The sequence below is a fragment of the Mesorhizobium sp. P2_H9 genome (assembly GCF_056403215.1).
Genome location: NZ_JBFUFX010000010.1, coordinates 185066 through 207046, shown reverse-complemented (window position 1 = coordinate 207046; position 21981 = coordinate 185066). Strand labels below are relative to the sequence as shown.

Annotated in this window: 24 protein-coding genes; 7 read left to right on the top strand and 17 right to left on the bottom strand. The window is 63.7% G+C overall.

Annotated elements, in window-relative coordinates:
* Positions 1 to 79 precede the first annotated feature (79 nt).
* Positions 80 to 1015 carry a glycosyltransferase family 2 protein gene (locus AC1DXN_RS20640; protein WP_477270962.1) on the top strand — a complete coding sequence of 312 codons (936 nt, stop codon included), beginning with the start codon at positions 80 to 82 and terminating at the stop codon, positions 1013 to 1015.
* Positions 1016 to 1041: 26 nt separating this feature from the next.
* Here the strand turns inward: AC1DXN_RS20640 and AC1DXN_RS20635 are convergent, their stop codons facing one another.
* From AC1DXN_RS20635 to AC1DXN_RS20625, 3 genes are all read right to left on the bottom strand, one after another.
* The gene (locus AC1DXN_RS20635; protein ID WP_477270960.1) at positions 1042 to 1836 is read right to left on the bottom strand and encodes a DUF1194 domain-containing protein; all 795 of its coding nucleotides are present in this window, start codon (positions 1834 to 1836) and stop codon (positions 1042 to 1044) included.
* Positions 1837 to 1920: 84 nt separating this feature from the next.
* The gene (locus tag AC1DXN_RS20630; protein ID WP_477270958.1) at positions 1921 to 3747 is read right to left on the bottom strand and encodes an ABC transporter ATP-binding protein/permease; all 1827 of its coding nucleotides are present in this window, start codon (positions 3745 to 3747) and stop codon (positions 1921 to 1923) included.
* Between the two features lie 121 nt (positions 3748 to 3868).
* A complete protein-coding gene (locus AC1DXN_RS20625) occupies positions 3869 to 4657 on the bottom strand; it encodes a class I SAM-dependent methyltransferase (protein WP_477246631.1) in 789 nt (262 codons plus the stop codon).
* A gap of 115 nt (positions 4658 to 4772) precedes the next feature.
* Between AC1DXN_RS20625 and gloB the strand changes: the two genes are divergently transcribed.
* On the top strand, positions 4773 to 5540 hold the full coding sequence (gene gloB / locus AC1DXN_RS20620; protein ID WP_477270956.1) for a hydroxyacylglutathione hydrolase: 768 nt from the start codon (positions 4773 to 4775) through the stop codon (positions 5538 to 5540).
* A gap of 22 nt (positions 5541 to 5562) precedes the next feature.
* Entirely contained in the window at positions 5563 to 6003 is a 441-nt protein-coding gene (locus tag AC1DXN_RS20615) for a cupin domain-containing protein (RefSeq protein WP_477270954.1), read from the top strand.
* Here the strand turns inward: AC1DXN_RS20615 and AC1DXN_RS20610 are convergent.
* From AC1DXN_RS20610 to AC1DXN_RS20600, 3 genes are read right to left on the bottom strand one after another with little or no spacing between them, the layout of a single operon-like run.
* Positions 6000 to 6668: a lysoplasmalogenase family protein gene (locus AC1DXN_RS20610; protein ID WP_477270952.1), complete on the bottom strand. Its 669-nt coding sequence runs from the start codon at positions 6666 to 6668 to the stop codon at positions 6000 to 6002. The two genes, AC1DXN_RS20615 and AC1DXN_RS20610, sit on opposite strands and share 4 nt — an antisense overlap.
* Positions 6665 to 7333 carry an EamA family transporter gene (locus AC1DXN_RS20605; RefSeq protein ID WP_477270950.1) on the bottom strand — a complete coding sequence of 223 codons (669 nt, stop codon included), beginning with the start codon at positions 7331 to 7333 and terminating at the stop codon, positions 6665 to 6667. The genes AC1DXN_RS20610 and AC1DXN_RS20605 overlap by 4 nt, the downstream gene beginning before the upstream one ends.
* A gap of 28 nt (positions 7334 to 7361) precedes the next feature.
* Positions 7362 to 8168: a DUF3108 domain-containing protein gene (locus AC1DXN_RS20600; protein WP_477270948.1), complete on the bottom strand. Its 807-nt coding sequence runs from the start codon at positions 8166 to 8168 to the stop codon at positions 7362 to 7364.
* Between the two features lie 256 nt (positions 8169 to 8424).
* Here AC1DXN_RS20600 and rpmB point away from each other — a divergent pair, with 256 nt between their 5' ends.
* From rpmB to AC1DXN_RS20585, 3 genes are all read left to right on the top strand, one after another.
* Positions 8425 to 8721 carry a 50S ribosomal protein L28 gene (gene rpmB / locus AC1DXN_RS20595; RefSeq protein WP_477246495.1) on the top strand — a complete coding sequence of 99 codons (297 nt, stop codon included), beginning with the start codon at positions 8425 to 8427 and terminating at the stop codon, positions 8719 to 8721.
* 89 nt (positions 8722 to 8810) lie between these two features.
* On the top strand, positions 8811 to 9491 hold the full coding sequence (locus tag AC1DXN_RS20590) for a queuosine precursor transporter (protein ID WP_477246493.1): 681 nt from the start codon (positions 8811 to 8813) through the stop codon (positions 9489 to 9491).
* Positions 9492 to 9556: 65 nt separating this feature from the next.
* Positions 9557 to 10237 carry a spermidine synthase gene (locus AC1DXN_RS20585; RefSeq protein ID WP_477270946.1) on the top strand — a complete coding sequence of 227 codons (681 nt, stop codon included), beginning with the start codon at positions 9557 to 9559 and terminating at the stop codon, positions 10235 to 10237.
* A 73-nt stretch (positions 10238 to 10310) separates the two neighbouring features.
* On the opposite strand, the gene AC1DXN_RS20580 is transcribed toward AC1DXN_RS20585, so the two are convergent.
* The 6 genes from AC1DXN_RS20580 to AC1DXN_RS20555 form a co-directional block, all read right to left on the bottom strand.
* Complete coding sequence (locus AC1DXN_RS20580; protein WP_477270944.1) at positions 10311 to 10796, bottom strand: SRPBCC family protein; 486 nt, start codon at positions 10794 to 10796, stop codon at positions 10311 to 10313.
* On the bottom strand, positions 10793 to 11164 hold the full coding sequence (locus tag AC1DXN_RS20575) for an ArsR/SmtB family transcription factor (protein ID WP_477271491.1): 372 nt from the start codon (positions 11162 to 11164) through the stop codon (positions 10793 to 10795). The genes AC1DXN_RS20580 and AC1DXN_RS20575 overlap by 4 nt, the downstream gene beginning before the upstream one ends.
* A gap of 140 nt (positions 11165 to 11304) precedes the next feature.
* The gene (locus AC1DXN_RS20570) at positions 11305 to 12330 is read right to left on the bottom strand and encodes an esterase-like activity of phytase family protein (RefSeq protein ID WP_477270942.1); all 1026 of its coding nucleotides are present in this window, start codon (positions 12328 to 12330) and stop codon (positions 11305 to 11307) included.
* Positions 12327 to 14225, bottom strand: a complete 1899-nt coding sequence (gene cobT, locus AC1DXN_RS20565) for a cobaltochelatase subunit CobT (RefSeq protein WP_477270940.1) — start codon at positions 14223 to 14225, stop codon at positions 12327 to 12329. Before cobT ends, AC1DXN_RS20570 begins: the two co-directional genes overlap by 4 nt.
* 11 nt (positions 14226 to 14236) lie before the next feature.
* The gene (gene cobS / locus AC1DXN_RS20560; protein WP_027038092.1) at positions 14237 to 15223 is read right to left on the bottom strand and encodes a cobaltochelatase subunit CobS; all 987 of its coding nucleotides are present in this window, start codon (positions 15221 to 15223) and stop codon (positions 14237 to 14239) included.
* 123 nt (positions 15224 to 15346) lie between these two features.
* Positions 15347 to 15976, bottom strand: coding sequence for a J domain-containing protein (locus AC1DXN_RS20555; RefSeq protein WP_477270937.1), 630 nt, complete (start codon positions 15974 to 15976; stop codon positions 15347 to 15349).
* A 135-nt stretch (positions 15977 to 16111) separates the two neighbouring features.
* On the opposite strand from AC1DXN_RS20555, the gene AC1DXN_RS20550 reads away from it, so the two are divergent.
* Positions 16112 to 16414 carry a BolA family protein gene (locus AC1DXN_RS20550; RefSeq protein WP_477270936.1) on the top strand — a complete coding sequence of 101 codons (303 nt, stop codon included), beginning with the start codon at positions 16112 to 16114 and terminating at the stop codon, positions 16412 to 16414.
* Positions 16415 to 16445: 31 nt separating this feature from the next.
* On the opposite strand, the gene AC1DXN_RS20545 is transcribed toward AC1DXN_RS20550, so the two are convergent.
* The 5 genes from AC1DXN_RS20545 to AC1DXN_RS20525 form a co-directional block, all read right to left on the bottom strand.
* Entirely contained in the window at positions 16446 to 17999 is a 1554-nt protein-coding gene (locus tag AC1DXN_RS20545; protein WP_477270934.1) for an acetolactate synthase large subunit, read from the bottom strand.
* Between the two features lie 187 nt (positions 18000 to 18186).
* The gene (locus AC1DXN_RS20540; RefSeq protein ID WP_477270932.1) at positions 18187 to 18990 is read right to left on the bottom strand and encodes an alpha/beta hydrolase; all 804 of its coding nucleotides are present in this window, start codon (positions 18988 to 18990) and stop codon (positions 18187 to 18189) included.
* 225 nt (positions 18991 to 19215) lie between these two features.
* Positions 19216 to 20106 carry an HlyC/CorC family transporter gene (locus tag AC1DXN_RS20535; protein WP_477270930.1) on the bottom strand — a complete coding sequence of 297 codons (891 nt, stop codon included), beginning with the start codon at positions 20104 to 20106 and terminating at the stop codon, positions 19216 to 19218.
* 1 nt (position 20107) lies between these two features.
* The gene (gene aroB, locus AC1DXN_RS20530; RefSeq protein WP_477270929.1) at positions 20108 to 21244 is read right to left on the bottom strand and encodes a 3-dehydroquinate synthase; all 1137 of its coding nucleotides are present in this window, start codon (positions 21242 to 21244) and stop codon (positions 20108 to 20110) included.
* Positions 21241 to 21852, bottom strand: coding sequence for a shikimate kinase (locus tag AC1DXN_RS20525; protein WP_477270927.1), 612 nt, complete (start codon positions 21850 to 21852; stop codon positions 21241 to 21243). Before AC1DXN_RS20525 ends, aroB begins: the two co-directional genes overlap by 4 nt.
* Between the last annotated feature and the right edge of the window lie 129 nt (positions 21853 to 21981).

The following is a 21981-nucleotide window of genomic DNA, read 5'->3' as shown; positions in this document are numbered from 1 at the left end:
GCGATTCCGGGGCGGGCATTAGAAGGCGACCATCCGAGCAATTCGATCCTCGCAGGACCCGGGGCATAGCGGAAGCGACATGCCCAGAAAGACCGATCGAGCGCCTCTCATCACGGTGATCACGCCGACCCACAATCGGCGCGATCAGGTTGTACGCGCCGTGGAAAGCGTGCTGGCGCAGAACGAGACCCGGTTCGAGCACATCGTCGTCGACGACGGCTCGACCGATGGAACGGGAGCGGCACTGGCCCGGATTCACGATCCGCGCCTGATCTATATCGGCGCCAAATGGCGGGGCGCCAATGCCGCCCGAAATGCCGGCATCGAGCGCGCGCAAGCGCCCATCGTCACCTTCCTCGATTCCGATGATGTCTACTTGCCGGACCGGCTGCAGCGAACGCTGGAGCGTTTCGAGGAAAACCCATCGCTCGAAGTGCTGATCAGTTCCTTCGTGTCGGTGAAGGGTGGCCGCAGCACCAGATGCGTCAACCGCGAAGCCTTCCTGGCCCGAAACGCGTTCGAAAGAGCGTTGGTCGCGCAGACCATATTCATCGCCGGCACCGCAATATCGGCCACGCGCGAATCGCTGCTGGCGATCGGCGGCTACGACAGCGACATTGTGCGCATGCAGGATCGCGAATTGCTGCTGCGCTTTGCCCGGCGCGGCGGGGCGCTGCTGTCCGAGGATATCGACTGGAAAAAGTACAATTCGGAGAATTCGATTTCCGGCCGGCGTGACGGCTATGTCGAAGCCTACGCAAACCTGATGGGCAAGCACCCTTATATCGTCGACCGCTATCCCGACATTCCCCCCTACATGATCGCGCGGCAGATCATCGCCGACGCCATAAAGGGCAGGGTTTCGCAGGCATTTGCCGGTTATCTGGCCAACCGGTCGGCCAAAACGCTTGGTTATTCGCTACCGCAGCTGGTGCGCGGCTACGTCGGCGGCCGGCGCTGGCGCCGCGATGTCTACGATGAATTCCGCGACAAGTATGGCGCGCGGCCGGCCTGAATTGTCACCCGAATAGCATTGCAGCTTCAGCGATCAAGTTCCGGAAAAAACGGGTCGGAATAGAACCGCCGGTCGCGCTCGCCCTGCAGACAATCGATCGGAGCTGCCGCGTCGATCCGGATCGTCTTGGGATCGGAAACGCCGCTCACCTCGAGAATCAGCTTGCGGCGTATGGCGGTCGCGAACTTGGACGCCGCGTAGATCGGCAGCACGAAGGAGCCGGGGCCGCCGGTGACGCACTCGGCATAATACTGGTCGAGATGGCTGAAGGTCGGCGACGGGCTGATCAGGATCGGCAGGCCGTTGATGACAATGCCCTTTGCCACCGCCGCGTCGCGTGTCGACGTTACGGGCACCCCGGTATTGTTGGGGCCATCGCCGGAGATGTCGATAACGCTGCGCGTCGCGTCGAATGCGGTTCCCTCGAACAGCCCGGCGCCGAAGGCCAGCGCGCCGGAAATCGAGGTGCCGCGAAAGCTTCGGAAGGGACGGGCTGCGATCTTGTCGGCGAAAGCGTTGGCGCTCTCGGCGCTGTCGATGACCTGCCAGGCGATGACACCATCGTCGCGGACGACGCTTGCCCATTCGAAATAGGCCAGCGCGACACGGCCCGTGCTGCCCGAACGCACAGCCTTGATGAAATCGGGGTGGCGCAGCGCCTCGACATAGCCGGCGCGCTGCAGGGCGAACTCCCTTTCGTCCATCGACTGCGAGATGTCGACCGCCAGCACCAGCTCGACATCCACGGCACTGGTAGGCGCGGCCTGCGCTGAGGCAGGAGCGCAGGCAAGGCAAGCAAGCAGGCTGAGTGCGTCAAGCATGGCCACAGGCTTTCCGAACGATGCCGGCAGTTTTTCCTGCGATCACGGCGAAATAAAGCTTGCCCAGCCTCTTCCGTCGCGAACCTATTTCCTCTTGCCGCGTGCAGCGGTCTGCGGTGGTGGCTCGATCGCGCCGGCCCGGACACGCGCAGGTTTGAGAGCCGATCCGGCGGTATCCTTCACGATCATCAGCGAACGCGGGAAAAACTGGCTGTTGTGCTGGCCACGGCCGATGTTGAGGATCGCAGCACCAGTGAGACGCTTCTCCAGCATCGCCAGCACCTGCCGCAGCGTCGCCCCGTCAAACGTGTCCAGCGCTTCGTCGATGATCACCCATTTCGGCCGCAGCAGCGCGAGCCTGGCAAAGGCCAGCAGGCGCTGCTCGTCATCGCTGAGCTCATGTTCCCAACGCGCCGAGCGGTCGAGCGAGGACGACAGCCGCGCAAGACCGACCTCGGCCAGCACCGCTGAGATGTCGGCATCCGCCGTGATGACGCCACCGGCATGGTTGAGCACTTCGCGCAGCGTGCCAAGCGGGAAATAGGGCGTGCGCGGAACGAACGCCGGCACTTCTGCAGCCGGCATGCCGATGCGCCCGCTTCCCCAGGGCCACAGACCGGCAATGGCGCGAAAGAACAGCGTCTTGCCGGCGCCCTGTTCTCCGGTGATCATGACGCGCTCGCCGACGCGGATTTCGACATGCGGCTCAGCGAGTTTCGAGCATCCCTCGGGTGACGACACCTGCAGCGCCTCGAATGTCAAAGTGCCGTCCGGGTTTTCGCCGAAGGCGATCCGCTTTTCCGTGTCGTGCAGCACATCCGTTTCAGCCAGGGCGATGCGGAAGTCGGCAACGCGCATCAGCGTCGCGCGCCAGTCGGCGATGCCGCCGATATTGTTGACGAACCAGCGCAACGACGAATGCACCTGGTTGAAGGCGCCGACCGCCATCATCAGCCCGCCGAAGCTGATATCGCCAGCGAAATAGACCGGCGAAGCGACGAGGATCGGCGCCACGACAGTGATCCAGCCATAGGTGTCGGTCACCCAGGCAAGATTGATCTGGGCGCCGTAGATGCGCCGCATGGCGCCCAGCACCGTTCCAAGGTCGAGTTGAAGCTGGCGTTTGGCATCGGTTTCGCCATGGGCAAGCGCAATGGCGTCGACGTTCTCGTTGACGCGGACCATCGACGAACGCAGCTCCGCCTCACGCGTGTAGCGATCGCTGTTCCGGCGGATGAGCGGCCGGCCGACCAGCCAGCTCAGCCACGAGGCGATGCCGGCATAAAGGATCGCAGCCCACACCATGTAGCCGGGTATCGCCACCGCATGAGCGCCGAAGTGGAAGACGAAGCCCGAAGACAGCGACCACAGCACGCCGATGAAGGAGGCAAGCAGGATGAACGACTGCAGCAGGCCGACGCCGAGATCGGTCGAAAGGTCGGCAAGGTGACCGGCGTCCTGCTGCATGCGCTGGTCGGGATTGACGCCGATGGCGCCGGCATGCGCCAGCCGGAAGGCACGCGCCGGCCGCAGCCATTCATCGATCAGGTCGAGCGTCAGCGCCTCGCGCAGTTTCAGCCGGATCATCTGGTTGAGCCAAGTCTGGCCGACATTGAGCACCAAAAGCCCGCCGGCTATTGCCGCAAACACCGTGAGCTGATGCAGGAAGTCCTGCATGTCGCGCCGCGCCAGCGCGTCGTAGAAGGGCTGGTTCCAGCGGTTGAGCAGAACTTGCCCGACCGAGGTGGCGACAATGACGGCAACGATGCCGAGGCAGGCCCAGAGCAGTTGTTTGCGCACCGGTGAGGCCGTCAGCGCCAGCCTGACTGTCGCAATCTGCTCGCCAAGGCTGGTCTCGACCGGCGCGGCAACAGGCACGGCGCTGGCCTTGTCGTCCGGGTGATCAGCCATGGGTGAAGTCCTTGCGTTCAAAGGCGGTGCTGAAACCGGTCTCGGCGCTGCCGACATATGCCCTTCGATCGAGCGGCGAATTCGCCCCCGACAGATAGGGTGCGAGACAGCGCAACGCCGATCACGAACGCGTCACTCGCCCAGCCAAAGACGGTCCATCTCCGGCTTGCGACAGCCGGCCGAGCCTGGTGGCGCCTTGCGGCGACAGAACCGGCACGAAGACGCGGCGGGAGGCGCGCTGGGCCACCGGCACGCCCTGATAGAGCCGCTTCTGCGCCTCGACCACGATGACGCCGGAAAAGATCGGCCAGAAGCGCCGGCCGACGCGTTCCAGCACATTGTGGAAGCGCATCATGAAGCGCCGCCGCGATGGCGGGAACAACAGGGCTTCGGACCAGGCTGCCGGCGTGAAATTCGCTTCGCGCAGCAACTCGGTGAGCTGGCCGCGCGAGAACGGCCGGCCATTGCCGAACGGCGTATGCTCGAAACGGGCCCAGACGCCGCGCCGGTTGGGCACGACGATCACGACGCGCCCCGCGGGCGACAGCACCCGCCAGATCTCGTTCAGCGTCTCGCGCGGGTTCTCGACGTGCTCGAGCGAATGGACGAGCAGCATGCGGTCGATGCAGGAATCGACCAGCGGCAGTTCCTCGTCGAAAACCAGGGCGGTGGCGGTCGGCCCCGTCGCCGGCCAGACCACCGCGCCTTGCGTCGCCGGCATGAAGGCAAAGACCCGCTCGGCGTCGGTGCCGAAGCGCTCCAGCCACGGCAAGGTGTAGCCGAGGCCGACCAGCCGCTCGTTGGGCACGGCAGCCCAAATAGAGGACAGCGCCATGGCGATCGAGCGTTCGGCCAGGCGGCCGAGCGTGGTGGAGTAGAAGGAGCGGAGATCGACAATATCGGAATGCATGCGCGGGACGGTAGCTTCGATGCCGCCGAAGTTCAACAAAGGCGCCAAGTTCGACAAAGCCGGATGACATCGGCGGGCAAGCGCCCTATGTCTGCGGCGACAATGGAGAGAGACGATGCCGGTCGAAATCGAACAGTTCATGTGCCGCAGCGACAATTTCGGCGTGCTGGTGCATGACCCCAAAAGCGGTCAGACCGCGATCATCGACGCGCCCGAGGAGGCGCCGATCCTGGCTGCGATCAAGCGCACCGGCTGGGCGCCGACGATGATCCTGACCACCCACCACCATATCGACCATGTCGAGGCCAATCTGGCGCTGAAAGAGCGCTTCAAGCTGCGCATCGTCGGACCGGAGGCGGAACAGGCAAAGATCCCCGGCATCGACGAGACCGTCGAGCAAGGCTCGGTCGTCTACCTCGGCGAAGAAAGGATCGACGTCATTGCCACGCCCGGCCACACGGCAGGCCATGTCTCCTACCATCTGCCGGCGTCGAAAGTCGCCTTCACCGCCGACACGCTGTTTGCGCTCGGCTGCGGCCGGCTGTTCGAGTGCAAGCCGCCGGTGATGTATGATTCGTTGCAAAAGCTCGCCGCCCTTCCGGCCGAGACGGTCATCTATTGCGGCCATGAATACACGCTCGCCAATGCCCGCTTCGCGCTGACCGTCGACCCGACCAATTCGGCGCTGAAGGAACGCGCTGCGAAAATCGGAACCTTGCGCGCCGACAACAAGCCGACGCTGCCGACCACGATCGGTGAGGAGCTGTCGACCAATCCATTCCTGCGCTGGCACGATCCGGCAATCCGCAAGCACCTCGGCATGGAGACCGCCTCCGACGCCGACGTCTTCGCCGAGATCCGCAAGCGCAAGGACAATTTCTGAACCCGGTGCTAGTCTCCAAACCATGACCAGTTCCGCCGAAATCATCGCCATGCTCGGCCTGAAACCGCATCCGGAAGGCGGCTGGTATGCCGAGACCTTTCGCGACGGCGCCGGCGGCGCGCGCGGCCATTCGACGGCGATTTATTTTCTCCTGGAACAGGACCAGATTTCGGCCTGGCACCGGGTCAAGGACGCGGCCGAGGTCTGGCATTTCTATGCCGGCGCGCCATTGGCGCTGTCGATGCATCAGGACGACGGCGCCGTCGTCGAGCAGGTCATTGAACAGGTGCTAGGCCCGGCACTTGCCGCGGGCGAACGGCCGCAGATCGTCGTGCCGGCCGGCTGGTGGCAATCGGCGCGCAGCCTGGGCGAATGGACGCTGGTCGGCTGCACCGTGGCGCCTGGCTTTGACTTCGCCGCATTTGAGATGGCTGAGCCTGGCTGGCAGCCAAAAGGATCCTAGCCCAACAGGAAACCCAGGGTGATCCCCAATTGGGCGGCGTAATACAGCGCCCAGACCGCATAGCGCATCCAGAGGCGCTGCGGCGAGATGGCGGATACGAGGAACTTTTCCGCCGCGAGCAGCCCGTCGGACACCATGAACAGCACGGCGCCGGCGATGACCCAGAAACTGCTCGTGGTCAGTGCCGACATGCCCATGGCAAGGATGGCGACGACATAGACGCTGACCGGAAGGCGCAGGCCGGGGCCGACACGACGCCAAAGTGCGGCCAGCATGGCAAGCGCGAACACCGCCATCGCCAGCGCAATCGCTCCCCGCCACGGTTCGCCAAGCAATCCAGGCCCACCGCCAGAGCGCAGGAACAGCGCGACATAGGCGGCATGGGCGGCGAGAAAACTCGCCAACCCGCCGAGAAACGCCTTTTCGCCGTCACGCGACAGGAAGGCGTCACCGATGGCGCTGAGCGCCAGTGCTGCAACCAGCAGCCACGGGCCGCCCTGCAGCAGCGCCAGCACGGCAAGCATCGCCACGGCCAGTGTCTTGACCGCGGAGCGGGCAAGCGTTGGCTGCATGCCCAGCGTGAAGGCGTAGATCACCGCCGCCACCAGCGAAAACACCAGCGTCGCATTGGCGTTGGCGTCGATGCCGCCGGGAAACGGCATCATGCCTGTGCCCCGATCGTTGCCGGCTTGCGCAGGAACAGCGATTTCGCCGCCAGCGCCGCGCCGCCGGTGATGAGCACGCAGGCAGCAAGGATACGCAAGGACGGCTCGGCGACGCCGGCGGCGATCAGCACCAGTGTCGACAAAAGCGGCGCCGCATAGCTCGCCGCCCCCAGAACCTGGATGTTGCCGCGTTTGACGCCGATATCCCAGGCGTAGAAGGCCGCGCCCACCGGCAGCAGCCCGAGGCCAAGCACGGTCAGCCACTGGCCCGCGCCGTCAGGCAGCACCGTCTTTTCCAGCAACAGGTGGCAGACGAACGAAAGTGCCGCCGTCGCCGCGCAGAACCAGGTAACGATGCTGGTCGGCACCGAGGGGAATCGCCACGACAAAAGCGAATAGGACGACCACAGCACCGCGCAAACGCCGGCCATCGCATAGCCGAAGGTGTAGCGCGCGTCGAAAGCAAGCCAGACCTGACGAGGGATCTTCTGGCCTTTGTCGGCCGCTGGCATGAACAGCCGGGCGACCAGCCCGACCGCGGTGCCGATGGTGAAGGTGATCGCCGACAGCAGGAACGGCGGCACCGCGCCGGACGCGTCCGTCAGCAGGGCCAGCAGCGCCCACATGGCGACCGCCGAGAAGCCGATCAGTGTTGCGCGCCCCATGCCCGTCTCCGGCGGCGCGCTAAGGCGCCTAGTTGATTGCTTCGAAACGCCCAGCGCTGACGGTCAGGGTGCCGATCTGCGTGCCGACCGTGGCGTGGATCGGCGCATATACGCCGGTTTGGCCAAGCGGTGCAAACGTCACCATCATGCGGCTGCGGTTCTTAAGATAGTTCAGCGCCTTGCGGCCCTTGCGGTAGCCGGCCACCGGCTCAAAACCCATTCTGCAGGTGACCGTATCGCCCTTGTAGCCGGGCACCGAGATCGACCCCTTCGAATCATAGGTCAGCGTCAGGTTGGCGCGCATTTCGCCATCGTAGAACTTCACCGTGCGCCCGCAGACCTGATCGAGGCTGTCGGCGTGAATGACGGTGGCAGCCATCGGATCGAGCACCGACGCCAGATCGCTGGCACCAAGCGGCACCCAGCTCTTGGGGTCGCGCTTGCCGGGAGCCGGGACGACTTGCGTCGAGGTGACGCTGCCGTTGGCAAAGCGGATATCGACCACCGATGCTTTCTTGCCGGACGTATAGTCGGCGCGAAACACCTGCGGCACCATCTTCTTGCCCGAAATCGTGCCTTTGGACGAGATCGTGCCGCGCGTATCGTCGAACAGCTTGGCGAGGCCTGCGGCGGAAACGGTGCCGTCGATCGCATAGGTGCCGTCCTGATAGCGGCTGGAAAATGTCGACCTGGCGATCGAAAGGCCAAGGAACGATACGGTGTATTCACCCTTGAAGGACTGCGGCGAGGCGGCGGAATTGGCCGTGGCGGCGGACGTTGCTGTCGGCAAGGCAACGGCAAGCAAGGCAACAAGAGCACGTGACGAACGAAGCATGGCGGGGATCGATCCTCGATTTTTCGGCCGGAGATGGGCAGCTCAGGCCTGGCATGTCCCTGTGCGACCGCTTATAGGCTGAATTTCGGCCTTTATATGGACTAAGCCATCGCCTCGCCGGCAAGCCGGAGCTTGACGCATGGGCGAAATGCAACTATGGAACGCCAACTTTTCCAAAAGGCCGCCTGACCGAAACCGCGCGCCACCCGGCGCGGGTACAAAGGTTTGGCCAGACCGAGAACTGAAGGTTAGAACCATGTCCCGCACCTGCGAACTCACTGCCAAGGCAGTCATGTCCGGCAACAATGTGAGCCACGCCAACAACAAGACTAAGCGTCGCTTCCTGCCGAATCTCGTCAATGTGACGCTGATCTCGGAGACGTTGAACCAGAATGTGCGCCTGCGCATTTCCGCCAACGCTCTGCGTTCGGTCGAGCATCGCGGCGGCCTCGACGCGTTCCTGGTCAAGGCAGACGCCAAGGAGCTGTCGCAGCGCGCCCGCCTGCTGAAGAAGCAGATCGCCAAGAAGCTGGCCGAGCAGCCCGCCGCTTAATATCTTTCAGGCGGGGGACAACCGCCTTCCAAGGAGCGCAGTCCGGAGTTCGGATGCGCTTCGCTGGTTCCATTACCCAGGATAAAAAAATGAACTTCTTCTCGCGATATCTGCCCTTCGTGGCCGCCATGGCGCTTGTCGTCGTGGCGTCGAACATCCTTGTGCAGTTCCCCATGCAGGGTCAGATCGGCGGCCTGTCGCTGGCCGACCTGCTCACCTGGGGTGCGTTCACCTATCCCTTCTCCTTCCTGGTCACCGACCTTGCCAACCGCCGCTATGGCCCCGCCGTGGCTCGCCGGATCGTCTTTGTCGGCTTCATGACCGCGGTGGTCTGCTCGATCCTCGTCCCGCCCTTCCTGTTTCGCCACGGCCTGATCGAGTTCGAGACCGCAGCCGACCGGCTGGTGCGCATCGCGGCGGCGTCCGGTGCAGCGTTCCTGACCGCGCAATTGCTCGACGTCACAGTGTTCAACCGGCTGCGCCGGCAGAGCTGGTGGCGCGCGCCGATCGTCGGCACGCTGGTCGGTTCGGTGTTCGACACCGTCGTGTTCTTCACCATCGCCTTTTCCGCGGCCTTCGCCTTCGCCGGGCCGAACGACAGTTTTGCGCTGGAGACGGCGCCGCTGATGGGCGTGCTGCCGGTAGAGACCATGCGATGGGTATCCTGGGCGCTCGGCGACCTCTCGGTGAAGCTGATCATCGCCGTGGTGGCGCTGATCCCCTACCGGCTGCTCGCCGCCCGCTGGAGCCAGCCGGCGGTCGCGGTCTAGGCCATGATCCCGAAAAGTGGTTTCCGGTTTTCGGAAAAGATCATGGCCACACAAAGAAACCGCCCGTGATCCCCTGGGTCCAGCTCGATAGCGCGAAAACCCCGGATGGCAGCCAGGAACTGCGCCTGAAGCGGCGCGGCAACGAATTCTCGATCATGCTTGGCATCAACGAGCTGATGAACAGCCGCCTGAGCGGCTCCGAGGAAGCACTGGCAAAACTGTCCTGCGACAGGATTGCCGGCCGCAGACAACCAAAAATCCTGATCGGTGGCCTCGGCATGGGCTTTACGCTACGTGCCGCCCTCGCCGCGCTTGGCGACGATGCCAGCATCGTTGTTGCGGAACTGGTACCAGCGGTCGTCGCCTGGGCGCGCGGTCCGATGGCCGAGGTCTTTGCCGGCTGCCTCGACGACCCCCGCGTCAGCATCCGCGAGACCGATGTCGGACAAATCATCCGCTCGAAGGCGTTGACCTATGACGCCATCCTGCTTGATGTCGACAATGGCCCGGAGGGCATTGTTTTCAAGGCCAACGATGCTCTCTACGGCGTGGCCGGTCTGAGCGCCGCACGCGCCGCGCTCAAACCGCAAGGCGTGCTGGCAGTCTGGTCGCAAGGGCCGGACAGCGGCTTCACGCGACGGCTGAAGCAGGCGGACTTTGCGGTCGAAGAGGTCAAGGTGCGGGCCAACGGCAAGCGTGGCGCGCGCCATGTCATCTGGATCGCAACGGCTGGGACAGTGCGATAGCCACCCTGCACCGCTCGTGCCGGATGGCCAACAGTTCCGAGGTTGGTCAGGCGCGAGCGATGACCAAGGAAATCTACTTCGCTTTCTGCAGCTCCGCCGCGAGAGCCTCCAGCAATCCGCGTGTGCCCTCTTCGCGTCCTTGCGCCGAGTCGACGCCGTCAAAGAAGACACCTTGTTCGGTATAGGTCAGGCGGGTGCCATCGCCTGAGGGCGTCAGCTCAATGGTGGTCAGCGACGCCGACAGCGGCTGCTGCCCGATCGCCATGCGGTACGAAAACACGATGCGCCGGTCGGCAACGATGTCCTGAAATTGCGCGTCGAGCCGGACCTCCGGGCCGCCCTGGTAACTGAAGCGCGACACCTCGCCGCCACCGACACGGAAGTCGAAGCTGAATTCGGCGATCGCAAAGCCATCGCCATCCACCCGCCAGCGCCGCACCGTCGCCTTGTCGGCGAAGGCAAAGAAGACTTGGTTTGGCGATTGCGGATAGGTCCGCTCGATGGTGAAGGTGGAGTGGATGACGGAGTGCTCGTCTTTCACTGATGCAATCTGGTTCATGTCTCTTGGTCCTTGTCCTGATTTTTCTTGGGGGATTGGTATTTGGGGTCCGTCTCGGCCAGGATCTGGCCAAGACGATCGAGGTGGCGTTCCGCCGGTATGCGGCGTTGCGCGATCCAGTCGGCGAGCGGAGCGAGTCCGCCCGGTTCGATCCGGCAGGTGCGCACCCGCCCGATCTTTTCACTGCGGATCAGCCCGCAGGCTTCCAGCGCCTGCAGATGCTGCAGCACGGCAGCAAACGTCATGCCGAACGGCTCCGCCAGCTGGCTGACTGTCGCCGGTCCGCGGCTCAGCCTTTCCAGGATCTGGCGGCGCGTGGGCTCGACAAGGGCCCGCAAGATGCTGTCGATCTGGGAATGGTTAAGCATGGACTTGAGTATTGAGCGAGGCGCACCAATTGTCAAGTCCAGACTAAAGTATTCTGGCGAGCGAAAATCGGGGAAGGCGCCCGACCAAATCGAACCCGCCGTTGAAAACCTCAACTTCAGGTGCGCACTTGGAGCGCCGCTCAATCCTGGTGGAGAATAAATTCCAGATAGAGGTTGCGCTGCAGGATCGAATGATTGTCGTCGGAGACCAGCGACACCATCAGCGCGCCGTCGTCACGGGTCCAGACGTCGAGCCCTTCCATATTGTCGATCTGGTAGCCCATGTCGGCTTCCATCAGCACGGGGCCGTCGGCGACGGCGCCTTTCTCGACGCTTTCGCCATAGATGCGGCGCAGCCGCATCTTGACGCCTCTCGCCATCGAAAAACTGCGCTCCAGCAGCAAAAGATCGCCATCCGGCAGGAAGGCGCCGTCGGTGATGTCGAACTCGCCATTGCGCTTGACGGTGAAGACGCCCTTGTGCGGCCCTTCGATGATTGCCGCAAAGATGTTGCCGGCCTTGTCCAGGCTCTTTTCCGACACCACCACCAGTCCCCCCTCATGCTGGCCATAAGGATTGGCGTGGGTGACCGTCTCGAAGCCGCGGTTCTGCCGGATCTCCCGGGCCGGAACCAGGAAATCCAGCTGCTTGAACGGCGCCTTCATATTGTCAGGGTCTATTCTGAACTGGGCGATGCGCTGATTGCGCTCGAAACCGACGGTCGCGATGCCGTCCTTGACCGCGAGGCCTTCGGCGTCGACCTCCCATTTCCTGTCGATCGGCCGGCCTGATGCATCGACCATCTGCTGCATCTTGAAATTCTGGATGCCCGAGGGGCGCTTGTCGGCATCGTGAGCCACGGTGCCGAAGAACCAGAAACCGGTATCGGCGACACCGACGAAGTCGCTGCCCGGTTTGAGGAAGCGGAAGGCTGACAGCGCGCCGAAATCGCGCGATGGCGAGGTCATTTCCAGCCCGCCGACGAATTCGAGCGGTCCGAACTGTTTCTCGGCGTGGCCGATCTGGAATTCGCTGATCGGCCGCGCCGAAATCTCGATCGGCTCGACCGATGTCGGGCCGGCGGCGATGGTCGGTGACAGAGCCATGCCGAACAAGGCAGTGGCGGCGAAAAACACTTGCCGAAAGCCGCCGCGCGAAAAGATCATCCGGCGCGCCGCAGGCCGCCGCGCCGCGTGTCGCGCGCGCTTTCCTCGCCAAACAGCGAGGCCAATTGCTCGGTCATGGCGCCGGCCAGTTCCTCGGCGTCGACGATGGTGACGGCGCGGCGATAGTAGCGGGTGACGTCATGGCCGATGCCGATGGCGAGCAGTTCGACCGGCGAGCGCGTCTCGATCAACTCGATGACGGCGCGCAGATGCCGCTCGAGATAATTGCCCGGATTGACCGACAGCGTCGAATCGTCGACCGGCGCGCCGTCCGAGATCATCATCAGAATCTTGCGCTGCTCCGGCCGGGCGATCAGCCGGTTGTGCGCCCATAAGAGCGCCTCGCCGTCGATGTTTTCCTTGAGCAGGCCCTCGCGCATCATCAGCCCGAGATTGCGCCGTGCGCGGCGCCACGGATGATCGGCGGATTTGTAGATGATGTGGCGCAGGTCGTTGAGCCGGCCGGGGTTCGGCGGCTTGCCGTCCTTCAGCCATTTCTCGCGCGCCTGCCCGCCCTTCCAGGCACGGGTGGTGAAGCCGAGGATTTCGACCGAGACGCCGCAACGCTCAAGCGTGCGCGCCAGGATGTCGGCGCAGGTGGCGGCGACCGTGATCGGCCGGCCACGCATCGAACCTGAATTGTCAAGTACCAGCGTCACCACCGTGTCGCGGAATTTTGTGTCGCGTTCCTGCTTGAACGACAGCGGCTGCATCGGATCAATGACGATGCGCACCAGCCGCGCCGGATCGAGATAGCCTTCTTCGAGGTCAAAGTCCCAGGAGCGGTTCTGCTGCGCCATCAGCCGGCGCTGCAGCCGGTTGGCCAGCCGGCCGACGACGCCGGACAGATTGGCAAGCTGCTTGTCGAGGAAGGCGCGCAGCCGGTCCAGCTCTTCCTCTTCGCACAGTTCCTCCGCACCAACCGTCTCGTCGAAGGCGTTTGTAAAAACCTTGTAGTCGATCTCTTTCGGCAGATTGGTGAAGGGATTGTCGTTGCGGCGCGCCTCGCCGGGGGTCTCGGCATCGGCGTCGTCATCGTCGGACAAATCGTCCGCGGTGGCGTCGGACGCCTCGGTCTCGGCCGACTGCTCATCGTCGGCGGACGCCTCGGTATCGTCGGACTGCGACTGCTCGGAGCCGGAATCGTCTTCCCCCCCCTCCTCGCTCTGCTCCTCGCCTTGCGGCTGGTTGTCGTCATTGTCTTCGGAGTCTTCGGTCTCCTGGTCGTCGCCGAGTTCCTCGGCCATTTCCATGGAGGCCAGCATGTCGCGCACGACGCGGGCGAAGGCCTGCTGGTCGTCGAGCTTGGCCGAGAGCCCGTCGAGATCGGCGCTGGCCTTTTCCTCGACCCAAGGACGCCAGAGATCGACCAGCCGCTCGCCGCTCTTCGGCACGGCGCGGCCGGTCAGCTTTTCGCGCACCATCAGGGCCAGCGCTTCCTCGATCGGGGCGTCGGCCTTGTCCTTGACGTCGATGAGGTTGGCCCTGGCGTATTTGTCCTCAAGCATCGAGCCGATATTGTCGGCGACGCCTTGCATGGCGCGGCTACCGATCGCCTCGACACGAGCCTGCTCGACCGCATCGTAGATGGCGCGGGCGGCCTTGCCTTCCGGCGCCAGCTTGTTGTGGATGCGGGTGTCGTGGCAAGCGCGCTTCAGCGCCATGGAATCGCCGAGGCCGCGGGTAATCGCAATGTCGGCCTTCGAGGCTTTCTTGGGCAATTCGGGCAGCCGGGCGCGATTGCCGGCCAGCGCCGGCCGGTCCTTGGCAAAGCCGACCTCAAGTTCTTTGTCGCCGGCGATGGCGCGCATGCAGACGGTGACGGCGCGCTTGAAGCTGTCGGCTTCAGACCCCGTCTTCGACTTGTTGCGCGTGTTGTCGCCCGGACCCGCCATCGAGACTCTGCTTAGCCCAGCACCACATTGGCAGCGGATTCAGGCAGATCCTCGCCAAAAGCGCGCTGGTAGAACTCGGCCACCACCGAGCGCTCCAGCTCGTCGCATTTGTTGAGGAAGGTCAGCCGGAACGCCATGCCGATATTGCCGAAAATCTCGGCATTCTCGGCCCAGGTGATGACGGTACGCGGGCTCATCACGGTCGACAGATCGCCATTGATGAAGGCCGAGCGCGTCATATCGGCGACGCGCACCATCTTGTTGACGATGTCCTTGCCCTTGACGTCGCGATAGTGCTTGGCCTTGGCCAGCACGATGGCGACCTCATTGTCATGCGGCAGGTAGTTCAGCGTGGTGACGATCGACCAGCGGTCCATCTGCGCCTGATTGATCTGCTGGGTGCCGTGATAGAGGCCGGTGGTGTCGCCCAACCCGACCGTGTTGGCGGTCGAAAACAGGCGGAACGCCGGGTGCGGCCGGATGACCCGGCTCTGGTCGAGCAGCGTCAGCCGGCCCGAAGATTCCAGCACGCGCTGGATGACGAACATCACGTCCGGACGGCCGGCATCATACTCGTCGAAGCACAGCGCGACATTGTGCTGGTAGGCCCAGGGCAGGATGCCGTCGCGGAATTCGGTGATCTGCAAGCCGTCCTTGACGACGATAGCGTCCTTGCCGACGAGGTCGATACGGCTGACATGGCTGTCGAGGTTGACGCGCACGCAGGGCCAGTTGAGGCGGGCGGCGACCTGTTCGATATGGGTCGACTTGCCGGTGCCGTGATAGCCCGACACCATGACGCGGCGGTTGTAGGCAAAGCCGGCCAGGATCGCCATCGTCGTGTTCTTGTCGAACAGATAGTCCGGATCGATGTCGGGCACATGCTCTGATGTCACCGAATAGGCCGGCACCACCATCTTGGATTCGAAGCCGAATTTCTCCTTCACCGACACCGTCGTGTCGGGCAGGTTGGCGATGTCGCGATCGACCTTGTTCATCTCTATCAACGTCTCCACGGGCGAAAAGCCTGATTTCGCCGGCAATCTATTTTGTTCGGGGGCGGTCTTAGAGCCTTTTCCAACCTTATGAAAGTTGGAAAACGACACGAACCGTAAGGTCGCTCAGCACAAACCTGCCTGCTTGAGCACGCGATAGGCCTGCAGCACATCGCGGAACCGGTCTTCCGAACCTCTATCGCCACCATTCGCATCCGGATGGTGGAGCTTCACCAGTTCCTTATAGCGCGCCTTGATCTCAGTGCCAGTCGCCTTTGTATCAAGGCCAAGCGTTTCCAGCGCCTTGGCCTCAAGCGGCTTGGCTTTGCGCGCGCGCGCCTCGCGCGGATCTTTCGGCCCCTTGAACAGGTCGAACGGGTCGCGCATGCGGTTGTAGTAGCCGGCGCGGCCTGAACGCATCTGGGCCATGTCAGGCGACGAACGCGTCGAGGCGCCGTTGACGCCCATCTTCCAGGTCGGCCGGTGGCCGGTCATCGCCTCCTTCTGGAAGCGCGCGATCTCGGTGTCCGGCACCCCGGAAAAGTAGTTGAAGCCCTTATTGTACTCGCGCACATGATCGAAGCAGAACTGAAAATACTCGCCTTCCTTCATTCGTCCCACAGGCGCGCGATGGGTGCCAGCCTCCTTGCAGCCATCCCACTGGCAGATCGGCGAGCGCGACTTGAGTTCCGCATCCTTGTCGGGGCGGACACGAATCTTCTCGAAATATTTGGGATACGGTTTCATCTCACCCATTTATGGGCTGTTCGCTACTGCGAAACAAGAATTGACATTTTCGCGATGATCGCCCTAACCGCTGAATCGCGGCACAAAACCGGCGAATGGCGAATTTTGTGGCGGCGACCATAGATGTGGTGAGGAGAAGCGGCGATGTCCATACAGACAACGATGGAAGACAAGCTGAACAAGGCGTTTTCGCCGGAGCGGCTGGTGATCGTCAATGAAAGCCATCTCCATGCCGGCCATCATCACCACGGCTCCGACCATCACGGCGCCTATGACGGCACTGGCGAGACACATTTCCGCGTCCGCATCGTCTCGCCGAATTTTGCCGGTATGAGCCGCATCGACCGCCACCGCGCCGTCAACGAACTGCTTGCCGACGAACTGAAGGCCGGCGTGCATGCGCTGGCGATCGAACCTTCGGCACCGGGCGAAAAGACCCGCTGGTAGGTCAAATCAGCCCTCGCCTTTCGCGGCGACCTCAGATCACCGCTTCGATGAGGAACGGCCCGCGCCGCGACAAGGCGCTGTCCAGCAGCGCATCGAACCGCTCGCATGTGTCGGCGCGCTCCGCCTCGACGCCCATACCTTTCGCCAGCGAAACCCAGTCCAGCGCGGGCTGGTCGAGATCCAGCATTCGCCTGGCATTCTCGCCGATCGCCTCGACCCCGACATTCTTCATCTCGCCATGCAGGATCGCATAGGTCCTGTTGGCAAAGACGATCGTCACCACGTCGAGATTTTCCCGGGCCTGGGTCCACAGCCCCTGCACCGTGTACATGCCGCTGCCATCCGCCTCGAGATTGATCACCTTGCGGTCGGGACAGGCGATCGCCGCCCCGGTTGCCATCGGAATGCCGCCGCCGATCGATCCGCCTGTGCCCATCATGTAGTCGTGCGGCGCGGCAAAGGCGGACAAAGCGAAGAAGCGCCGTGCCGAGGTGACCGCCTCGTCGCAGACGATGGCATCGGCCGGCAGCTTTCGTGCCACCGAGAGCCCGATGGCATCGTCGGTCAGCCTGCCGCGCGGCGTTGGCTCGTCGGGGAAGGCGGCGGCGTGGACCGTTTGCTGCGACGGCTTTACGCCCAGTTCGTCGCGCAACGCTTCCAGCGCCGCATGCAGATCGTCGCCATGGGCGGCCAGCGTAAGCACCTGACAGCCTTCCCGAACCAACCGTCCCGGTTTTCCCGGATAGGCGAAGAAGGCAACCGGCTCCCTGCCTCCGACCAGCACCAGAACGTCGATGTCGCCAAGCAGCGCCGTTGCCGCGTCGATCGGATAGGGGATGCGAGTCGGTGCGACGCGCCCACGGCCGCGTTGCATTCGCGCCACGAGGACGTCACTGAACAGACGGACGTCCCTGGCTGCCGAGATCTGGCCGGCAATCGCAAGCGCATCGGCTCTCGCCGCCCGCCCACGAACGATGATGCCGGCACGACCCGGTGCGGCGCGGATGGCTGCGGCGACCTTGCGCACCGCGTCCGTGTCGACAGCGGGCGGCGGCGCCAGCTTCACCTTGTCGACGGAGACCGCGCCGACTTCGCCCCAGGCTGCATCCGCCGGCAGGATCAGCGTCGCGATGCTAGGCGGCGTCAGCGAGGCACGGAAGGCGGCTTCCGCGGCCGGCGCGACATCGCCTGGGCCATCGACGCGGCGGACCCAGTTCGACATCGGCGCCGCAAGGCTCTCGATATCGCTGGTCAGCGGCGCGTCGAGTACGAGGTGATAGGAGGCATGGTCGCCGACGATGTTGATCATCGGGCTGAGCGCTCGCCGGGCATTGTGCATGTTGGCCAGGCCGTTGGCCAAGCCCGGCCCGGTATGCAGCAGCGTTGCGGCCGGCCGATCGGTCATGCGCGCATAGCCATCGGCAGCGCCGGTCACCACGCCTTCAAAAAGACCCAGCACGCACCGCATCTCGGGTTTGCGGTCAAGCGCCGCAACGAAATGCATTTCGGATGTGCCGGGATTGGCGAAGCAGACCGTCACATCATTGGCCAGAAGCACGTCACACAGGACATCGGCGCCATTCATGCAATTCTCTCCCGTCTGACGGTTAGGAGCAATTCCAGGAAAAGTGTGAAGCGGTTTTCCCTAGGAATTGCGTCAAAACAAACAGAGAGAGCAATGCACCTACGAGCACCCGCCCGACAATATCCCGCCGGCAGTTTTGGTCTAATCCAGCGCCGCTGACGCCTGTGCCTCGTTGGAAAGCCTTGGATCAGCCCACGGTCGATTTCAAGAACGCCAGCGCAGCGGCGGTCAAAGCGTCGCCATCCTCGCCGAAATCGCGATTGATCGACAGATGCGTATAGGCACTGCCATCGAACAGCGTGACCTTCGTGCCGGTGGCGCGCAGGCGCTCGGCAAAGGCCTTCGAAAGCTCGCCGCGGTCCGAGGCGCGCGAATAGGCTATGAAGGTCGGCGGATGCTTGCGGCCGTCGACATAGCTGGCCGGCGACAGCGCATGCCACTGCGCGGGATCGGAAAAAGCGCGGGCGTAGGCCCGGACCATGCCGCCGTTTTTGGCAAGCGCCGCAAGATCATAGCCTCTGGTATCGTCGAGAAGCAGGGCAGCAATACCCGGCAGCCCACCGCGCATGCCGGTCAATGCAACCAGATGGCAGCCGGCCGAATGGCCCATGCCGACAATGCGATCGGGGTCGCCGCCATGTTGGGCGATATTCGCGCGCACATAGGCATAGGCCTTTTCGACATCGTTGGCCTGTGTGGCGACATCGGCCTCGGGCAACATACGATAATCGATGGAGACGAAGCAGAAGCCATTGGCCAGCAGGAAGGCCGGCTTGGCGCCCACCTGGCTGCGTTTGCCAAACGCCCAAGCGCCGCCATGCACGAAAAGGACGACCGGCAGACCGCGCGCGCCATCGGGCGCATAGATGTCGAGCTTGGCCGGCCCGTAGTCGAAGGTCTGGGATGGCGCTTGCCGATCCCAGGCCGCTGCGCCACCAGCCGGCAACAGCGCCGCGAACGAGGCCACAAGCAAGGTTCTCCGATCGATCATCATTCCCTCCTGGCCACCCGAGCGCAAAATGCACCCTGGCGCCGCGAAGTTCCAATGAACGATTGGTAACGTGCTCAGCTGTGGACGGGGGGTTGAGATTCGGGTCAAGCCGAGTCGAAGATGGCTGATACCGAGAACCGGAGCGGAGCGCACTCAAGTACGTGAGCACCGGAAGCGCAGGTATCAGCCGTTTGCAGACCGGCTTCACCTGAATATCGACACGCCCTAGGCGTCGCCGGCTGGCCTGATCCTGAGCCTTGCGATGCGGTTCTTGTCGCGCTTCATGACGGTGAAGCGCTTGCCGTGAAAGGTGAAGGCCTGCTTCTCCTCCGGGATCGACTGCGTCTCGTGGATGACGAGGCCGGCAATGGTGGTGGCTTCCTCGTCCGGCAGGTTCCAGTCGAGCGCCCGGTTGAGGTCGCGGATCGGCACATTGCCGTCGACGACGATGGAGCCGTCGGCCTCCTGCTTGACGCCCTGGATTTCGACATCGTGCTCGTCGGCGATCTCGCCGACGATCTCCTCGATGATGTCCTCCAGCGTCACCAGTCCTTCGACCTCGCCATACTCGTCGACGACGATGGCAAAATGCGCCTTGCGGCGCAGAAAGGCGTTGAGCTGTTCCTGCAGCGTCGTGGTGTCGGGCACGAACCACGGTTTTGACGCGATCTTCATCACGTCGATCCGGGAAAAGTCGTTGCCGACATCGTTCAGTGCCCGCAGCAGATCCTTGGCGTGCAGCACGCCGACAATGTTGTCGAGCGAGCCCTTCCACAGCGGCATGCGGGTGTGCGGGCTCTGCAGGATCTCGCGCACCACGGCTTCCGGCGCATTGTCGGCATTGACCGAGCGCATATTGGTGCGGTGGACCATGATGTCTGAGACTTCGAGCTCGTCAAGGTCGAACAGGCCGCCGACACGGTCGCGGTCCTCGCGCACCATCTGGCCGTCGCGGCGGAAATCGTCGACCGCGCCGCGCAATTCGTCCTGGGTCGAACGCTGCGGCTCGATGCGCGAGAGTTCGTAGCCGAACATGGCAAGCAGGCGCGTGCGCACGGAAATGAAAAACAGGATGAGGATGGCGAGGACGGCGACAACGATCCAGCCAATGTCCATCTCAGCCGGCTTTCCTGTTGTCCGGATGATTTTCCCTGAGGAAGGACAGTACTTCCGACGCCGGCACATCCTTGGCGATGAAGGCCTGGCCGACGCCGCGCGTCAGGATGAAGGTCAGCGCCCCGCGCGACACTTTTTTGTCCTGGGTGATGAAAGCCAGCAGCGCCTCGGCATCGGGCAGTTCGCCCGGGATGTCGGCCATCCGCCAGGGCAGGCCGACGGCGCGCAGATGCACCTCGACGCGCGCCGCATCGTCGGGGCTCGCCAGATTGAGCCTGGACGAAAAGCGATGCGCCAGCGCCATGCCGATGGCGACACCTTCGCCATGCACGAGCCTGGCGCCGTCATAGCGGGTGGCGGCTTCCAGCGCATGGCCGAACGTGTGGCCGAGATTGAGCAGGGCACGATCGCCGGTCTCGAACTCGTCGCGGGCGACGACATCGGCCTTGGCGCGGCAGGCTTCGGCGATCGCTTCAGCCCGCTCCGGACCGCCTGCAAACACCTGTTTCCAGTTCTGTTCCAGCCAGGCGAAAAAATCCGGGCGGTCGATGAGACCGTATTTGGCCAACTCGGCATAGCCGGCGCGAAATTCGCGGATCGGCAGCGTATCGAGCACCTCGGTGTCGGCCAGCACCAGTTTCGGCTGATGGAAGACGCCGACCAGGTTCTTGCCGCGCGCGCTGTTGATGCCGGTCTTGCCGCCGACCGAGGAATCGACCTGCGCCAAAAGCGAGGTCGGGATCTGCACGAAATTCATGCCGCGGCGCACGATGCCGGCGGCAAAGCCGGTGAGATCACCGATAACGCCGCCGCCGAGCGCGATGACGACGTCGCCGCGCTCCAGCCGTGCGGCGAGCACACCGTCGACCACCTCTTCCAGATGGGCAAAGCTCTTGGTCTTCTCACCCGCCGGCAACGTGATCACGGCAGGCTGGATGCCGCCTTTTTCGAGGCCGGCCTTCAGTGTCTCGAGATGCGCGGCAGCGACATTGTCGTCGGTAACCACGGCCGCCCTTGTGCCGGGCAGGCGGCGCACAATCTCGGCGCCAGCGCGCGACAGCAGGCCGGGACCGATCAATATGTCGTAGGCGCGGTCGCCAAGCCCGACCTCGACGGTGACGGTTTCGCCATCGCTCACGAGCGCACCTCGCCTGTTGCGGCAATCTCGGCAACGCCGAAATGCCGGCAAAGCGCGTCCGCCACCTCGGCCGCAATCACCTCCTTGCGGTCGTCGCGGGTCGGTACGGTGACGTTCGCCTCGGCATAGACCGGATAGCGCTCGGCCATCAGCCGCTCGAGCACCGCGCGGGGATCGGCACTTTTCAAAAGCGGGCGGTTCTGCTTCTTGGACACCCGGTCCATCAACAGCTCGATCTCGGCCTTCAGCCACACCGAAACGCCATGGCTGGCGATCGCTTCCCGCGTCTGTGCATTCATGAAGGCGCCGCCGCCGGTCGACAGCACTTGCGGCCCATTCTCCAGCACGCGCAGGATGACGCGCTGCTCCAGCGCCCGGAACTCGGTTTCGCCATAGCGCTCGAACAGTTCCGGAACCGTCATGCGCGAGACGCTTTCGATCTCCTGGTCGCTGTCGACGAAGGGCAGCGCCAGCATCGCTGCCACCTTGCGGCCGATCGCCGTCTTGCCGGCGCCCATCAGGCCGACAAAGACAATCGAACGGTTGCCCAGCTGGCCGAGCAGCGCGGCATGGCTCTCGCCGGGAGGATTTGCGGGTAGCGCGTTCATGAGACCATGATGTTTCTAGGCCCTCTTTGCCGGCGTATCGACATCAAAAGCCTGTTTGCGTCAAGCAGGCAGCGAGCGAGCTTCGTCCTTGAATTGGCCGGATTGGCATCCCATAAGGGCACTGGGTTT

Excerpts from the sequence above, each read along its gene's own strand:
- cobT (WP_477270940.1), bottom strand. The coding sequence starts at position 14,225 with ATGGCGGGTCCGGGCGACAACACGCGCAACAAGTCGAAGACGGGGTCT.
- AC1DXN_RS20630 (WP_477270958.1), bottom strand. The coding sequence starts at position 3,747 with ATGGCTGATCACCCGGACGACAAGGCCAGCGCCGTGCCTGTTGCCGCG.
- AC1DXN_RS20540 (WP_477270932.1), bottom strand. The coding sequence starts at position 18,990 with ATGATCGATCGGAGAACCTTGCTTGTGGCCTCGTTCGCGGCGCTGTTG.
- gloB (WP_477270956.1), top strand. The coding sequence starts at position 4,773 with ATGCCGGTCGAAATCGAACAGTTCATGTGCCGCAGCGACAATTTCGGC.
- AC1DXN_RS20535 (WP_477270930.1), bottom strand. The coding sequence starts at position 20,106 with ATGGACATTGGCTGGATCGTTGTCGCCGTCCTCGCCATCCTCATCCTG.
- AC1DXN_RS20555 (WP_477270937.1), bottom strand. The coding sequence starts at position 15,976 with ATGGGTGAGATGAAACCGTATCCCAAATATTTCGAGAAGATTCGTGTC.
- AC1DXN_RS20635 (WP_477270960.1), bottom strand. The coding sequence starts at position 1,836 with ATGCTTGACGCACTCAGCCTGCTTGCTTGCCTTGCCTGCGCTCCTGCC.
- AC1DXN_RS20625 (WP_477246631.1), bottom strand. The coding sequence starts at position 4,657 with ATGCATTCCGATATTGTCGATCTCCGCTCCTTCTACTCCACCACGCTC.
- AC1DXN_RS20575 (WP_477271491.1), bottom strand. The coding sequence starts at position 11,164 with ATGCTTAACCATTCCCAGATCGACAGCATCTTGCGGGCCCTTGTCGAG.
- AC1DXN_RS20570 (WP_477270942.1), bottom strand. The coding sequence starts at position 12,330 with ATGATCTTTTCGCGCGGCGGCTTTCGGCAAGTGTTTTTCGCCGCCACT.
- AC1DXN_RS20580 (WP_477270944.1), bottom strand. The coding sequence starts at position 10,796 with ATGAACCAGATTGCATCAGTGAAAGACGAGCACTCCGTCATCCACTCC.
- AC1DXN_RS20615 (WP_477270954.1), top strand. The coding sequence starts at position 5,563 with ATGACCAGTTCCGCCGAAATCATCGCCATGCTCGGCCTGAAACCGCAT.
- AC1DXN_RS20525 (WP_477270927.1), bottom strand. The coding sequence starts at position 21,852 with ATGAACGCGCTACCCGCAAATCCTCCCGGCGAGAGCCATGCCGCGCTG.
- AC1DXN_RS20605 (WP_477270950.1), bottom strand. The coding sequence starts at position 7,333 with ATGGGGCGCGCAACACTGATCGGCTTCTCGGCGGTCGCCATGTGGGCG.
- rpmB (WP_477246495.1), top strand. The coding sequence starts at position 8,425 with ATGTCCCGCACCTGCGAACTCACTGCCAAGGCAGTCATGTCCGGCAAC.
- AC1DXN_RS20590 (WP_477246493.1), top strand. The coding sequence starts at position 8,811 with ATGAACTTCTTCTCGCGATATCTGCCCTTCGTGGCCGCCATGGCGCTT.
- cobS (WP_027038092.1), bottom strand. The coding sequence starts at position 15,223 with ATGAACAAGGTCGATCGCGACATCGCCAACCTGCCCGACACGACGGTG.
- AC1DXN_RS20610 (WP_477270952.1), bottom strand. The coding sequence starts at position 6,668 with ATGATGCCGTTTCCCGGCGGCATCGACGCCAACGCCAATGCGACGCTG.
- AC1DXN_RS20600 (WP_477270948.1), bottom strand. The coding sequence starts at position 8,168 with ATGCTTCGTTCGTCACGTGCTCTTGTTGCCTTGCTTGCCGTTGCCTTG.
- AC1DXN_RS20640 (WP_477270962.1), top strand. The coding sequence starts at position 80 with ATGCCCAGAAAGACCGATCGAGCGCCTCTCATCACGGTGATCACGCCG.
- AC1DXN_RS20550 (WP_477270936.1), top strand. The coding sequence starts at position 16,112 with ATGTCCATACAGACAACGATGGAAGACAAGCTGAACAAGGCGTTTTCG.
- AC1DXN_RS20545 (WP_477270934.1), bottom strand. The coding sequence starts at position 17,999 with ATGAATGGCGCCGATGTCCTGTGTGACGTGCTTCTGGCCAATGATGTG.